Genomic DNA, 14,273 nt, shown 5'->3' on the forward strand with positions numbered 1-14,273 from the left:
CTACCAAAGGAGGGTTCGGAGGCGGATACGGCTATCTAGCATCGATCTATCGCGACCTCGACTGACTTTTAACTTCCAAGTACCCGGAGCACGCACCATGCACGACACCCCACGGACGCACGACGTCGTCGAAGTCGACGAAGCCAGCTTCGCCGCCGAGGTCGAGCAGTCGGACATCCCTGTATTCGTTGATTTCTGGGCGCCGTGGTGCGGTCCCTGCAAGGCGCTGGCGCCGCTGTTCGACAAACTGGCCGAGATCTACGGCGGCCGGATCAAGTTTGCCAAGGTCAACACCGACGAAAACAAGGCGCTGGCCGAGCGCATGGACGTGCGCGGACTGCCCACCCTGCTGCTGATCCAGAACGGCCAGGTGGTCGAGCGCACCAGCGGATCGCAGAGCAAGTCGCATTTCAGCAACCTGCTGGACAAGTACGCCACCGCGCCGGTGACGCCACCGACGCCAGCCGCGCCGCGGCGCAGCTTCCGCGCGTTCTACGGTGACGCCGCACTCCGCGATGCCGTAGTGGAGCGCGTGGGCAACCACATCAACAACGACCGGATTCTCTCCTGTGGTGCCAACGGTCCACTGAGCGATCCGGAGCACCAGCGCTACAGCCTGATGGCGGCGGCCCTGGAAAGCGCGGACGTCCAACGCTACGAGGGCACCCTGGGCATCCCGGCGAACGCGGCGCGCGTGGCCGAGCTTGTGCACGGCGTATCCATGCGGGAAGTCGATGTCGACGGCCATCCGCAGTACCACCTGCGTGGCGTGTCACGACTCTATCCGCTGGAGTGGTTGCTGGCGATTCCGCTGGGCGCCGATCTGGGCACGCTGGCCCCGCGATTCATCCACTGGTACCTGACCGACATCGTCTCCAGCACCTTCCTCTATCAGGCCAGCGCCAGTCCGGAGGCACACACGGTCGCCGAGCGGGTCGCTTTCCTGCACCAACGACAGGCGACGGGCGACCCACCGACCGCCGCCCAGTGGAAGCAGGCGCGCGTCGCAGCGGGTGAAGCATTGGCGCGCACACCTGTCCAGGGCGGAAAGCCGGATGTGTTCTCGCACCTGGTGATGACCGCCGCCGAGATGCTGGCCTGGCCCGCCGAGGAATTGGAGGAAGCGTTGGCCGGGGCGATCGGAACGATGTTCTACGCGCTGTGGCAGCATGCGCTGCCCTTGACCTATCCCGCGGAAGAATGGGCGCACCGGCTGGCCCTGCTGAAGGCCGCCCAGGACCGGGAGGCCGCCTCGCCCGACGCGAGTCCGGAACAGATGGAAACCTTCGAGGAGGTCAAGGCATTCCGGGCGCTGATGCAGGCTTGCCAGGCCAGGGACAATGCCATCGGGCTGGAAGCCAAGTACGCCTTCGGCGAGCATCTTCATGCAGGCCTGATGCAGGTACTGGCCGAAACCGTGGAGGTGAAGGCATGAGCGGTGTGGATGGCGCGATGTTGCCCGACATCGGTTACGAGCGCTTCGTGCTGGACAACGGCCTGACCGTGATCGTCCACGAGGATCACAAGGCGCCGGTGGTAGCGGTGTCGGTCTGGTACGGCGTGGGCTCGGCTTACGAGCCGGATGGCAAGACCGGTTTCGCGCACCTGTTCGAGCACCTGATGTTCTCGGGGTCGGAGCACCACAAGGACGTGTTCTTCAAGCCGTTCGAGCTGGCCGGCGCGACCGACCAGAACGGTACCACCTGGTTCGATCGCACCAACTATTTCCAGACCGTGCCGACCACCGCGCTGGACATGGCGCTGTGGATGGAATCGGATCGCATGGGCCACCTGCTCGGCGCGATCGGCCAGGATGAGCTGGATACCCAGCGCGGCGTGGTCAAGAACGAGAAGCGCCAGAACGAGGACCAGCCCTATGGACGGGCGTGGGAGAACATCCAGCTCAACGCGTTCCCGGCCAACCATCCTTACCAGCACACCACCATCGGCTCGATGGACGATCTGGACGCGGCCTCGCTGGACGATGTGCGCGCGTGGTTCAGCACCTACTACGGCGCGGCCAACACGGTGCTGGTGCTGGCCGGCGACATCACCCCCGCACAAGCGCGCGAGAAGGTGCGGACCTACTTTGGCGACATTCCGGCCGGTCCGCCGGTGAGCCGGCCCGCTGCCTGGATCGCGCCGCGCAGGCGCTCCAGCCGTGGTGTGCAGCGCGACCGCGTGCCGCAGGTGCGCCTGATGCGCCAGTGGAACGTGCCGGGACTGGGGCATGCCGATGCGCCACTCCTGGCACTGGCGGCATGGGTGCTGGGCGGCGACGTCAGTTCGCGCCTGTACCAGCGGCTGGTCTATCGGGATGGACTGGCCGACGGCGTCTCGGCGGACGTCCTGTCGCTGGCGCTGGCCGGCATGTTCATGCTGGTCGTCAACCTGCGCCCGGGCGCGGATGCAGAAGCCGTGGAAGCGGCCATCGCCGAGGAATGGGCAACGTTCCTGCGCGAAGGACCGAGTGCGGACGAATTGCTGCGCGCCCGTACGGTGCTGCGTGCCGAACTCGTGCACGGCCTGGAGAAAGTGGGAGGATTCGCCGGCAAGGCGGTGCTGCTGGCCGAAGGCCAGCTCTACCGCAACGACCCGTCCGCCTACCGCGCCGATCTGGCCCGCCAGCAGGCGGCGACGCCGGACGAAGTGGTCGCCGCCGCGCGCCAGTGGATCGCGCAGGGCGACTACACCCTGACCATCGTGCCGGTGGGTGACGAAGACATCGACACCGACCCGCCGGTGGCGGGCCTGCCGGCCGCCCCGGATCGCCCCGCGCCGTTGACCGCGCCGACGTGCGATTACGCGACGACGCCGAGCACGGTGGATCGTCGTCGTGGGGTGCCGGCGGTGACGCGTTTCCCGGACCTCGCGTTCCCGATGGTGCAGCGCGCCTGCCTGAGCAACGGCATGCGCGTGATCCTGGCCGAACGCCACACCATTCCGGTCACCCAGCTTCAATTGCACTTCGACGCCGGCCTTGCCGCGGAGCAGGGCCGCAACACCGGCGTGGCGCGTACCGCGCTGGCGATGCTGGGCGAAGGCACGCAGCGGCTGGATTCGGTCGAGGTCGCACGGCAACTGCAACGCCTGGGCGCGACGTTCCAGCCGTTCACGACGCTGGACAGCTCAGGCGTCTTGCTGGGCACGCTGAACACCGGCCTGGCCGACGCGCTGGTCCTGTGCGCCCAACTGGTGCGCCGGCCCGCCTATCGCGCCGAGGACCTGGAGCGGCTGCGCGCGCAACTGCTGGCGACGATTTCGCGCGAACTCGGCAACCCGGCCACGGTCGCCAGCCGGTTGCTGCCGCGATTGCTGTTCGGCGCCGGCCACGCCTACGGCGTGCCGTTCTCCGGCACCGGCAGCCTGGACGCGGTGCAGGCGCTGACGCAAGAGGATCTGATGGCGTTCCATGCCACCTGGCTCCGGCCGGATCGCGCGACGTTGTTCCTCGCCGGCGACACCACGATGGACACGGTATTGCCGATGCTGGAAAGCGCGTTCGGCGACTGGTCCGCGCCGCAGACCGCCGCGCCGGACAAGGCCTTGCCCGGCATCACCGAAGCCCTGTCCTCGCGCGTCCACCTGTTGCATCGTCCGGGCGAGCAATCGCAGGTCACGGTATCGCGGCTGCTGGCGCCCACCGCCACGCCGGCCAACCAGGCCATGCAATTGGCCAACACGGTGTTCGGTGGCATGTTCACTTCGCGTCTGAACATGAACCTGCGCGAGGACAAGCGCTGGACCTATGGCGCCCGCAGCGGCATGCCCGACGCGCAAGGCCAGCGTCCCTTGCTGGTGTCCGCGCCGGTGCAGGTGGACAGGACCGCCGAATCGATCCGCGAGATCATCAGCGAGTCGCGGGCGTATGCGGGCGATCGGCCACCCACCGAAGCGGAACTGGACAAGGTCAAGGCGCAGAGCGTGCGCGCCTTGCCGGGCAGCTACGAGACCACTGGCGCGGTGTTGTCCACGCTGGTGTCCAACCATCTGTACGAACGTCCGGACGACTACGCGCAGACGCTGAAACAGCGTCTGGAAGGCACCGGCGTGGCGCAGGTGGCGGATGCGGCCCGGACGATGTTCACCCCCGAAGGGATGACCTGGGTGGTGGCTGGCGATCTGGCGCAGATCGAGGCGCCGGTGCGCGCGCTCGAACTGGGCGAAGTCACCGTGTGGTCGGAAGAAGATCTCCAGCGCACCTAGAAACCCGTGCCGCGACGGCAACGGTGCGCCCCTCGCATGCCCGATGTCACTGTCACCGCACCAACCCGATCCCTGCTTTCCTCGTGACAACAGCATGCGGTAACCGGCGGGTCTCTCTCCCCCCGATATCCGCATGCTGTTCTTTTTCATTCCGCGGCATCCGCGCGCTGTCCTCTCATCGCCCTGGCAACAAGGAAACTCATGCCCAGACTGTCCAGGAAGCCGATCCTGATCACCGGCTTCGAACCTTTCGGCAGCGCCACCACCAATCCGAGCTGGGAGGCCGCCTCCGCGCTGGACGGCATCCGCGTGCATGGCCGCAAGGTCATCGCCCGATGCCTGCCGGTGACCTTCGCGGGCGCGCCGCGAAGATTGAAGGCATTGCTGGCCGAACATGATCCGGGTGTGGTGCTGTGCACCGGCGTGGACAACTTCAGGTCGGTGGTCTGCCTGGAGCAGGTCGCCATCAACCTGGCCAACGCGCAGAGCGTCGACAATGACGGCTACCGGCCGATCGACGCGCCCCTGTCCAAAAGAGGTGCTGCCGCGTACTTCGCCACGGTGCCGCTGCGGGCCATGCTGGAGGGCCTGCAGGCACTCGAGTGTCCCGCGGACATCTCCCTCAGCGCCGGCACCTACGTGTGCAACGCGACCTTCTACCACCTGATGCGCGCACTGAAGCGCCGCAATGGCGCGCGCGGCGGCTTCATCCACGTGCCCATGCCCCGCCCCGAACCCATCGAGATGCCGTGGGGAGGGAGCTATCCGGCGCTGCCGCTGTCGTTGATCGTCGCGGGACTGCGTCGCTGCGTTGAAATCGCTTCAGAACCGGATGTCTCCTCCCCATGACCCACGCACCCGTGAAAACCCCGATGGATATCCAATGCCTGGCCGCCACTGATCCGGTCACATGGCTCGAACAGCCCACCGATTGCCTGATCCTGGGCGTGCCCGAAGAAAATTGGCAGAGCGTGCCCCTGTTGCAGGCGGTCGATCTGGCCACCGACGGCCTGCTTGACCGGTGTTGCGAACGGGATGAACTGCCCCGGCGTGCCGGGGCGACACTGATGTTGCATGCCCCCCACGGTCTGCAGGCGCAGCGACTGCTGCTGGTGGGCATGGGAAAGCCATCGGCAAACATCGCGACCCAGGTACTCGCCACCGCGCGCGCGGCCGCTTCGGCCTGGCTGGCCAGCCGTGCCGACAGCGCGATCTGGGTGCTGGAAGTCCCCGCACTGTCTGCCCTGCCGGCGGCGCAGTGCGCGGCCTTGACGGTGCGCGCATTGCGCGAAGCCGATTACCGGTTCGATCGCTATCGCAGCGAAGGCGTCCCGCCGCCGATGCGGCGCAGCGTCGTGCTGGCGATCGATCCGGAGAGCGAGCCGGCGGTCAGCCAGACGCTGGCGGTCGCCATCGCGACCGCCAACGGGGTGGAACTGGCGCGTGATCTGGGCAACGCGCCGGGCAATGTCTGCACGCCGACCCATCTGGCGGACACCGCGGCGATATTGGCCGCGCGTTGGCCGCTGGACGTGGAGATCTTCGATCAGGCCGGTGCCGAAGCATTGGGGATGGATGCGTTCCTCGCCGTCGCCAAGGGCTCCAGCGAGGAGCCCCGGGTCATCGTCCTGCATCATCGCGGTGGCCCGGCCAGCCAGGCGCCGATCGCGCTGGTGGGGAAGGGCGTGACCTTCGATGCCGGTGGCATTTCCATCAAGCCGTCCGCGGCGATGGACGAGATGAAGTACGACATGTGCGGCGCGGCGACGGTGCTGGGGGTGATGCGCGCCTGCGCCGAGCTGGCGCTGCCCCTCAACGTGGTCGGGATCATCGTGGCCTGCGAGAACATGCCCGGCGGCAACGCGCTGAAGCCGGGCGACGTGATCCGGAGCCTGTCCGGCAAGACCATCGAGGTGCTGAACACCGATGCCGAGGGCCGGTTGGCGCTGTGCGACGCGCTGATCTACGCGCAGCGACGCTTCGCGCCGGCCGCCCTGATCGACATCGCCACCCTGACCGGCGCCTGCGTGGTGGCGCTGGGCAGCGTGCACAGCGGGCTGTATGCCAATCGCGATGCGTTGGCCGAGGCATTGCTGGCCGCCGGCCGCTGGTGTGCGGACAGCGCGTGGCGGTTGCCGCTGGATGAGGAATACCAGCCGCTGTTGAAGTCCACCGTGGCCGATCTCGGCAACGACGGCGGCCGCCAGGCGGGCAGCGTGACCGCCGCCTGTTTCCTGTCGCGCTTCGTCGGCGACAACGTGGCGTGGGCGCACCTGGACATTGCCGGTACGGCCTGGAAGTCGGGTGAGCACAAAGGCGGCACCGGACGTCCGGTATCGCTGCTGGTGCGCTACCTGAGCGAGCTCGCCGCGCGCGATTGAAACATGACATGCGCCATTCCGTTGGCGACGCACGCCCAAGCGAACCTTTTTTCCTTGCAGGAATCCTTTCCATGTCCAGGCACTGCCGCCTGTTGATCCCGGGATCCGGTCCGGCCGGCGGGACCGTCACCTTCCACGCGGTCCGGCCATGAGGGGCGCCCCGACTCCCGCGTTGTTCCGCGCACGACTGAAACGACTGCGCGCATGGATGCGTGAAGCCGCGGTCGACGCGGTGCTGGTGCCCTGTTCGGATCCGCACCAGACCGAGCAGCCTCCGCCACGCTGGCAGGCGTGCCGCTGGCTGTGCGGTTTCGACGGCTCGGCGGGTTTGCTGATCATCGGTCGCAAGTGGGCCATCCTGTGGACCGACAGCCGTTACCGGCAGCAGGCGGAACAGCGGTTGGCCGGCACCGGCGTGCAGGTGGAGCAGTCCGGAAGCGACCTGATCGAAGAGAGTGCCCGCTGGCTGTGTGGCAACGTCCGCGCTGGCGGTTTCGTCGCCATCGATGGTGATTGTTTCAGCCTGGCGGCGCACCGGCGGCTGCAGGCGGGTCTCGCGCCGCGCCACATCCGCTTGATTGCCGATACCGATCCGCTGCTGGCGGTGTGGGGCGATCGGCCCGGCCTGCCGCGACGTCCCATTGGCGCGGGACCGGGTTCGGGCGCCGCAATGGGGCGCATGCATGCGCTCCGCGCCGTCCTGTCCGGCACCGGCGCCGATAGCCATCTGATTTCGGCGCTCGACGATATCGCCTGGCTGTTCGATTTGCGGGGTTCGGACATTCCCTATCACCCGCTGTTTCTCGCCCATGCGTTGATCGAACCCCAGCGGGTGAGTCTGTTCCTCACGGAAGATGCCCTATCCGCGGAATGCGCGCAGCGATTGGCGCGCCACGGCGTGGCCATCGAGCCCTATGCCGATGCCCGGCAGGCGCTGGCGCGACTGAAGGACTCCCGTTTGCTGGTGGATCCGCAGCAAGCCAGCATCGGCATGCTTTCCGGCCTGCATGCCAGTGTCCATTTGATCGAAGCCGGCAATCCGGTGGCCGCGATGAAGGCGCGCAAGTCCGCGACGGAAATCGAGGCGATTCGTTCGACCATGATGCTGGACGGCATCGCCTTGTGCGAAGCCCTGGCCTGGCTGGACGAGGCCTTGCGCGAAGGCACGGTCAGCGAGCGCGAGGTCGACCGCCAACTGGCGATGCACCGTGCGGCGGGCGAGGGTTTTGCCGGCGCCAGTTTCGCGACCATCGCCGCCTTCAACGCCAACGCAGCGATGCCGCATTACCGGGCAATGGACGAAGGGGAAACCATCCGTGGCGATGGCCTGCTGTTGATCGATTCCGGCGGCCAGTATCGGCAGGGCGCCACCACCGACGTCACCCGGATGGTACCCGTCGGTGCGTTGACGCCACGCCAGCGGCGCGACTGTACGCGGGTACTGAAAGGACTGATTGCACTGTCGCGTGCCCGTTTTCCGGAAGGGATACCGGCGCAGATGCTGGATGCCATCGCGCGGGCGCCGCTATGGCGCGAAGGGCTGGACTACGGGCACGGGACCGGCCATGGCGTCGGCGCCTTCCTCAACGTGCACGAAGGCCCGCAGCGGATCTCTTGGCGCGCGCCGCTACACCCGGACAGCGGGATGCACGCCGGCATGGTTACCTCCATCGAACCGGGCCTGTATCGCCCCGGCCAATGGGGCGTGCGCATCGAGAACCTGGTGCATGCGCGTCACGCCAGTGGCGAACCGGGTTTCCTTGAATTCGAGACGCTCACGCTGTGCCCCATCGACGTGCGATGCCTGTCGATGGAGATGCTCGACCGGGACGAGCAGGGCTGGCTGGAGGAATACCACCGCAACGTGGGCGAAACACTGGGCCCGCACCTGACCGAACGCGCCCTTCGCTGGATGGAGAACGCGATGGGGCTTCGCGGAGATGCACCAGAGGAGAAGCCGTCTCCTGACGTCATGCTCGTGCCCGAAGCCAATCCCGCAGGACAACAACGCAGCGTCGGCAGTACGGACAGGTCGGCGCATTCCACCGGCGCTGGAAAAACAGGCGCGGGCAAACGGTCCGCCGCGGGCCGATGAATGGGCGAACGGTTCACCGTATCGGTGATTCGTGGATGCGATGGTGCTGCGGATCTCCAGTACATGCGAAGTGATATCCCTCTGTTCGGGAAAATTCGCACCAAGTCACTTGCATAACATTGAACGCCAAAGCATTGAACGCGTTCGATGGCGAAGGCAGACTCGTCACCGGAGTCCAAAACTCCCACATAGAGCGGAGCCACCGTCGCAGTTCTCGGTGGCTCTTCTGTACCGGCACCATCGGTATTCCGACGCGGTGAAAGTTCAGCGTCGGGAGGGCGGCTAATACAAGACCTCTTCTTGAGGGAATACGCCCGCCGACTCTATGCGGTTTTTGGCCTCCCGGCATCCCCGTTTGCCATCCGGCAGCGGGGATCTTTCCCCACGGACTGGAGTACCGCCAATGAGTTCAGATTCCCCTACGCCCGCCATGCCGCGCACCGGCTATTTCTTTTCCGAAGCGGCCATCTACGAATTGAAACAACTGCGCAACCAGCTCAACCTGATGGGCTGCCTCAGCGCCGCCTGCGGTGGCGACGAACACAACGAACCCACCATGGCCATCCACCGCTGGTACGCCAGCTTCGAGAACATGGAGCGGCAGGTCGACCGCATCATGAACCAGTCCGAGTGGATCTCGGTCACTCCGGCCCAGCCGGGTGATGGCCCCAAGCGGAAGCTGCTGAAACGCAAGCGCGCGATGCGCTGATGTGGGTGTGCGGCATGCCGGGGAAGATGGGCTTTCCCCGCGTGCCGTCATGTGTACAGCCAGCGGTGATGCGCGCGCCTCGCACATCATCCGCTTCGGTCCGGATTTAAACCCTGCCGCCTCTTCGTGCATCGCACTGTCCGGGAATACAACCGAGGACGGACGGATGCGCAAGACGATGATGCTGATGGCTTGCCTGGCGGGCGGTGCGCCTTTACTGGCCCATGCCCAGAACCTGACCACGCTCGATGACGACATGGTCGGGCCGCGCACGCAGATGCTGGTGCTGGGGTCGGTCCACCTGCGCGAGCAGAAGGATTTCAAGGTGGAGGCGCTGGCGCCGCTGCTGGACAAGCTGGCCGCGTTCAAGCCGCAGGTCATCACCATCGAGGCGATTGGCGGTGAGCAATGCGATCTGGCCGCGCGCCATCCCACCGTCTACGGCGAGGACTACTGCCGGAGCACGGACAAGGCCAAGGCGGCCACGGGCCTGGATATTCCCGCCGCGATTGCCGGGGTGAACAAGGCGCTGGCCGCGTGGCCGGCGAATCCGGCGCCCGCGCAGCGCCGGCATCTGGCCGCGCTGTTCCTGGCCGCCAGCGACCCGGCGTCGGCCTACGTGCAATGGCTGCGGCTGCCGGCGGGCGAGCGCCGCGTCGGCGACGGTCTGGACGAGGTGCTGGTGCAGATGTTGCGCGAGCTGGAAACGCGCAACAACGAGAGCTTCCAGATCGGCGCGCGGCTGGCGGCCAGGCTGGGGCTGGAGCGTGTGCATCCCATTGACGATCACACCGGCGACAGCCATCAGATCGCGGAGACCAAAGCCTTTGGCGAAGCGGTGATGGCGGCATGGAAGACCGATCGCACGAAGCTGGAGCAGGCCATCGCCGAGCAGGACCGCCTGATCAAGGCGCCGGACCTGCTGCCGCTGTATCGCTACATCAACCAGCCCGAGGTGTCGTGGATCTATGCCGAGAACAATCTGCGTGGCCCGTTGCGTGCGCAGTCGCCGCAGCACTATCCGCAGATCTGGGTCAACGGCTGGGAAATCCGCAACCTGCGCATGGTCGCCAATATTCTGGAGACGGTGCGTGATCGGCCGGGGCAGCGCGTGCTGAACATTGTCGGTGCGTCGCACAAACCCTGGTTCGATCAATGGCTGGGGCAGATGCCGGGGGTGAGCATTGTGGATGTGCAGGCGGTGTTGGAGTAGAGGGTGAGTGGGCGGTGGGGGATTTGCGTAGTGCTGGAAGAGAAAAGCAAATCCCCCTCAATCCCCCTTTTGCAAAGGGGGAGGTAAAAGCTCGCGCGACCTGATAGCCCCCTTTGAAAAAGGGGGCGGGCACCCGCGCTAGCGGGTGACGGGGGATTTGCGCGGTGCTGGAAGAAAGAGCAAATCCCCCTCAGTCCCCCTTTTGCAAAGGGGGAGGCAAAAAGCTCGCGTGGTCTTGATAGCCCCCTTGACCCGCCATTCGGCTGTTGAAAGCGGAAAAGGGCCGGGCACCCGCGTAGCGGGTGACGGGGGATTCGCGCGGTGCTGGAAGAAAGAGCAAATCCCCCTCAGTCCCCCTTTTTCGCTTTCAACAGCCGAATGGCTGGTCAAGGGGGAGGCAAAAAAGCTAATGCTTGCTCGCCCAGCCGGTGATCTCGCCTTCCACGAACGGCCCGATCTTCTGCTTGAGGATGCGCCCATCCGCGCCCACCAGCACGGTGTAGGGCAGCACGCCCTTGGCGTTGCCCAGCCAGACGCTGCTGTCGGCCGGGCCGGGCGTGTCCAGCAGGATCGGGTACTGCACCGGCACCTTGGCGAGGAAGTCGTTCACGCCTTCCACGGTGTCCAGCGCCAGGCCGATCACCTGCACGCCGTCGGCGCCTTGTTCGCGGGCGAAGCGGTCCAGTTCCGGCATTTCCTTGATGCACGGGCCGCACCAGCTGGCCCATACGTTGATCAGCAGCGGACGGCCGCGATAGCTCGCCAGGTCCACGGTCTTTCCGTCGGGGCCGGGCAGGGCGATCTTCGGCATCGGATCGCCCACCTTGGCGGGGGTCACGCCGGGCGGCGGCTTGGGCGCGGTTGCGTTGACGACGGTCTGCAGTGCCTGCTGTCCCGGTTCGGTGCGCCACAGCCAGCCGCTGTCGAAGGCATGGCTGGCCAGCAGGCCGAGCGCGCCGGCGGCCACCGCCACCCATAGCACGCGCGCGGGAGTGACCTTCATCGCGCGGCCCTCGCCAGTGCGTCCTCGATCATGGACTGGGTCAGCACCGTCGGCAGCACTTCACCTTCGCCGCCGTTGCGCGGATACACCACGTACAGCGGCACGCCGACCGCGCCGTGCTGTTCCAGGTAGGCGGTGATGGTGGCATCGACATTGGTCCAGTCGCCGCGCATCAGCACGCCGTTGGCGTCGGCCAGCGCCTTGCGGAAGGGTTCGCGATCCAGCACGGTCTTCTCGTTGGCCTTGCAGGTCACGCACCAGTCGGCGGTGATGTCGACGAACACCACCTTGCCCTCGGCGCGCAGCGCGGCCAATCGCTCCGGCGAAAAGGCGACGCTGTGCTGCGTCCCGGTGGGCGCGGCGCGTTCCGGCGGCGGCAGGCGATGCGCCATCACCAGCGGCACGATAGCCGAGGCCAGCACCAGCACCGCCAGCACGCGCTGCACCGGCGCGGCGCGCCAGCGCAGGCGTTGCAGCCACCATGCAGCGACCGCCAGCAGCACCAGCCCGACCAGCACCAGCGCGACCGCGTCGATGCCGCGCTGGCGGCCGAGCACCCACAGCAGCCACACCGCGGTCAGGTACATCGGGAAGGCCAGCGCCTTCTTCAGCGTTTCCATCCACGCGCCCGGGCGCGGCAGGCGGTTGGCAAGTGCCGGCACGAAGCCGATCAGCAGGAATGGCAGCGCCAGGCCGACGCCCAGCATCAGGAACACCAGCAACGCCAGCGGCACCGGCGCGGCGAACGCGAACGCCAGCGCCGCGCCCATGAACGGCGCGGTGCACGGGCTCGCCACCACCACCGCGAGCACGCCGGTGAAGAAATCACCGGCCGGACCGTGTCGGCGGGCCAGCCCATCGCCGGCGCCGGCCAGGCCATAACCCACGGCGAACACGCCCGACAGGCTCAGGCCGACCGCGAACACCACGTACACCAGCACGCCGATCACCAGCGGTTGCTGCAACTGGAAGCCCCAGCCCAGCGCCTGACCGGCCGCGCGCAGCGCGATGGCCGCGCCGCCCACCGCCAGGAAACTCAGCAGCACGCCGGCGGTGTACCAGAGTGCACGCGCCTTCGGCCGATCACCGCCGGCCAGCGACAGCGCCTTCAGCGACAGCACCGGCAGCACGCAGGGCATCAGGTTGAGGATCAGGCCACCGCCCAGCGCCAGCAGCAGCGCCAGCCACAGGCTGGTCGGCGTGCCGGAGGCGCGACGCAGCGCGTCTTCCGGCGGCCGCGTGCGTGGCACCTCGGTGGTGGTAGCGCCGGCGGAAGCGGCCGTGTCGGAGGCGGCGGGTGTTTCGGTAGTGGATGCGTCCGTGCCGGCGGTATCCGCAACCGCCGCGCCATTCGACGCGGGCAGCGCTGCCGGCGCTTCGGAGGCAGCGGCTTCGGCCGGCGGGGTCACCTTGCCGGCCGGAATCGACAGTGCGATCCGGCGGGTCATCGGCGGATAGCAGATACCGCCTGTCTGGCAGCCCTGGAAGGTCACCCGCAGGGTGGCCTTGGCGGCGTTGGCATGGTCGCGCTTCAGCGGCACCGGCACTTCGGCCTGATCGAAGTAGACGATGACGTCGCCGAAGTGTTCGTCGTGGTAGGCCTGACCCTTGGGCCAGCGCGGCTTCTGCAGGCCGATGCCGGACGCGCCTTCCAGCGCCATCGAGGTGCGGTCGCGATAGACGTAGTAGCCGCGCGCCGGGGTGAAGCGCAGCAGCAACTGGTTGCCGTCGAAGGCGATGGCTTCCACCGCGAAGGCGCGATCCTGCGGCAGCGGCGCGGCATCGACCGCGCCCTTGCCGCCACCCAGCAGCGACGAGCCGCCTCCGGTCAACGAACCCAGCGGCACGAAGCCGCCGGCATCGTTCGCCGCCGCCGCGGGCGCGCCGCCGGGCAGGTTCACGGTGAGGTTGCGGACCTGCGGCGGATAGCAGATGCCGGCGTCGGCGCAGCCCTGATACTTGATCTTGAGGGTGACCGTATCGGCGTCCGCGCCCGCCTGGCCGGGCAGCACCGCGGTCAGGCTGCCGCGATAGGTTTCCACGTCGCCGAAGAACTCGTCGCGGTAGGCCTTGCCCTTGGGCAGTTGCAGCGGCTTGGCGGTGAAACCGCCGGCGCTCACCTCGACCCCGGTGCGATGCCGGTACAGGTAGTAGCCGTCGGCAATCTTCCAGTTGACCTCGATGCGGTCGCGGCTGGGCGCGGTCACGCTGGGGACGAACACTTCGTCGACCGGAGGCAGGTCCTGCGGGCGGATCTGGGCCTGCGCGGCGCAGGCGAAGGGCAGCAGGCCCAGGGCCAGCAGGCGGGACAACCACGTCATCGGTCAGGATTCCTCTCGGGGCTCGCTCGTCTCCGCCGTCACCCAGGCCAGGTAGGCGGGCAGGCCGGCGGCGGCTTGGACCGCCAGCAGCTCGGGGAGTTCGTAGGGATGCAGCTCGGCCAGCCGGGCCGCCAGCGCCGGCAGGCGCACGGCGGTGGTCTTGATGATCAGTTGGACCTCGTCGGTGGTCTCCACCGCGTCCCGCCAGCGGTAGACCGAGGTCATCCCGGGCAGGATGTTCACGCATGCCGCCAGCCGCTCTTCCACCAGCGTCCCGGCCAGGCGACGGGCGCTGTCGGCATCGGGGCAGGTGCAAAAGGCGATCAGGACGGACATAGGCAGGCG

The 14,273-nt window shown here is 67.4% G+C and carries 10 protein-coding genes; 7 read left to right on the forward strand and 3 right to left on the reverse strand.

Translation table 11 applies throughout. The annotated features are described in order from the left end of the window. Positions 1–97 precede the first annotated feature (97 nt). From trxA to IB228_RS16020, 7 genes are all read left to right on the forward strand, one after another. The gene (gene trxA / locus IB228_RS19850; RefSeq protein ID WP_225562488.1) at positions 98–1,435 is read left to right on the forward strand and encodes a thioredoxin; all 1,338 of its coding nucleotides are present in this window, start codon (positions 98–100) and stop codon (positions 1,433–1,435) included. Then, the gene (locus IB228_RS15995; protein ID WP_192199164.1) at positions 1,432–4,206 is read left to right on the forward strand and encodes a pitrilysin family protein; all 2,775 of its coding nucleotides are present in this window, start codon (positions 1,432–1,434) and stop codon (positions 4,204–4,206) included. The genes trxA and IB228_RS15995 overlap by 4 nt, the downstream gene beginning before the upstream one ends. Positions 4,207–4,407: 201 nt before the next feature. Continuing rightward, positions 4,408–5,055: a pyroglutamyl-peptidase I gene (locus tag IB228_RS16000; RefSeq protein ID WP_192199165.1), complete on the forward strand. Its 648-nt coding sequence runs from the start codon at positions 4,408–4,410 to the stop codon at positions 5,053–5,055. Further along, the gene (locus tag IB228_RS16005; RefSeq protein WP_225562489.1) at positions 5,052–6,587 is read left to right on the forward strand and encodes a leucyl aminopeptidase; all 1,536 of its coding nucleotides are present in this window, start codon (positions 5,052–5,054) and stop codon (positions 6,585–6,587) included. Before IB228_RS16000 ends, IB228_RS16005 begins: the two co-directional genes overlap by 4 nt. 148 nt (positions 6,588–6,735) lie before the next feature. Continuing rightward, positions 6,736–8,682 (forward strand): aminopeptidase P family protein, encoded by a 1,947-nt coding sequence (locus IB228_RS16010; protein WP_192199166.1) that lies wholly within the window; start codon positions 6,736–6,738, stop codon positions 8,680–8,682. A gap of 403 nt (positions 8,683–9,085) precedes the next feature. Continuing rightward, on the forward strand, positions 9,086–9,391 hold the full coding sequence (locus IB228_RS16015; protein ID WP_141452850.1) for a hypothetical protein: 306 nt from the start codon (positions 9,086–9,088) through the stop codon (positions 9,389–9,391). A gap of 178 nt (positions 9,392–9,569) precedes the next feature. Next, on the forward strand, positions 9,570–10,604 hold the full coding sequence (locus IB228_RS16020; RefSeq protein WP_192199232.1) for a DUF5694 domain-containing protein: 1,035 nt from the start codon (positions 9,570–9,572) through the stop codon (positions 10,602–10,604). A gap of 406 nt (positions 10,605–11,010) precedes the next feature. On the opposite strand, the gene IB228_RS16025 is transcribed toward IB228_RS16020, so the two are convergent. The 3 genes from IB228_RS16025 to cutA are packed head-to-tail and all read right to left on the reverse strand — an operon-like array spanning position 11,011 to position 14,264. Further along, on the reverse strand, positions 11,011–11,607 hold the full coding sequence (locus IB228_RS16025; protein ID WP_192199167.1) for a TlpA disulfide reductase family protein: 597 nt from the start codon (positions 11,605–11,607) through the stop codon (positions 11,011–11,013). Continuing rightward, a complete protein-coding gene (locus tag IB228_RS16030) occupies positions 11,604–13,928 on the reverse strand; it encodes a protein-disulfide reductase DsbD (RefSeq protein ID WP_192199168.1) in 2,325 nt (774 codons plus the stop codon). Before IB228_RS16030 ends, IB228_RS16025 begins: the two co-directional genes overlap by 4 nt. Before the next feature lie 3 nt (positions 13,929–13,931). After that, positions 13,932–14,264 carry a divalent-cation tolerance protein CutA gene (gene cutA, locus IB228_RS16035; protein WP_183640990.1) on the reverse strand — a complete coding sequence of 111 codons (333 nt, stop codon included), beginning with the start codon at positions 14,262–14,264 and terminating at the stop codon, positions 13,932–13,934. Positions 14,265–14,273: the final 9 nt, after the last annotated feature.

This window comes from Pseudoxanthomonas sp. PXM04, from assembly GCF_014851695.1.
Taxonomy (GTDB): domain Bacteria; phylum Pseudomonadota; class Gammaproteobacteria; order Xanthomonadales; family Xanthomonadaceae; genus Pseudoxanthomonas_A; species Pseudoxanthomonas_A beigongshangi.

Excerpts from the sequence above, each read along its gene's own strand:
- IB228_RS16000 (WP_192199165.1), top strand. The coding sequence starts at position 4,408 with ATGCCCAGACTGTCCAGGAAGCCGATCCTGATCACCGGCTTCGAACCT.
- IB228_RS15995 (WP_192199164.1), top strand. The coding sequence starts at position 1,432 with ATGAGCGGTGTGGATGGCGCGATGTTGCCCGACATCGGTTACGAGCGC.
- trxA (WP_225562488.1), top strand. The coding sequence starts at position 98 with ATGCACGACACCCCACGGACGCACGACGTCGTCGAAGTCGACGAAGCC.
- IB228_RS16005 (WP_225562489.1), top strand. The coding sequence starts at position 5,052 with ATGACCCACGCACCCGTGAAAACCCCGATGGATATCCAATGCCTGGCC.
- cutA (WP_183640990.1), bottom strand. The coding sequence starts at position 14,264 with ATGTCCGTCCTGATCGCCTTTTGCACCTGCCCCGATGCCGACAGCGCC.
- IB228_RS16030 (WP_192199168.1), bottom strand. The coding sequence starts at position 13,928 with ATGACGTGGTTGTCCCGCCTGCTGGCCCTGGGCCTGCTGCCCTTCGCC.
- IB228_RS16025 (WP_192199167.1), bottom strand. The coding sequence starts at position 11,607 with ATGAAGGTCACTCCCGCGCGCGTGCTATGGGTGGCGGTGGCCGCCGGC.
- IB228_RS16010 (WP_192199166.1), top strand. The coding sequence starts at position 6,736 with ATGAGGGGCGCCCCGACTCCCGCGTTGTTCCGCGCACGACTGAAACGA.
- IB228_RS16020 (WP_192199232.1), top strand. The coding sequence starts at position 9,570 with ATGATGCTGATGGCTTGCCTGGCGGGCGGTGCGCCTTTACTGGCCCAT.
- IB228_RS16015 (WP_141452850.1), top strand. The coding sequence starts at position 9,086 with ATGAGTTCAGATTCCCCTACGCCCGCCATGCCGCGCACCGGCTATTTC.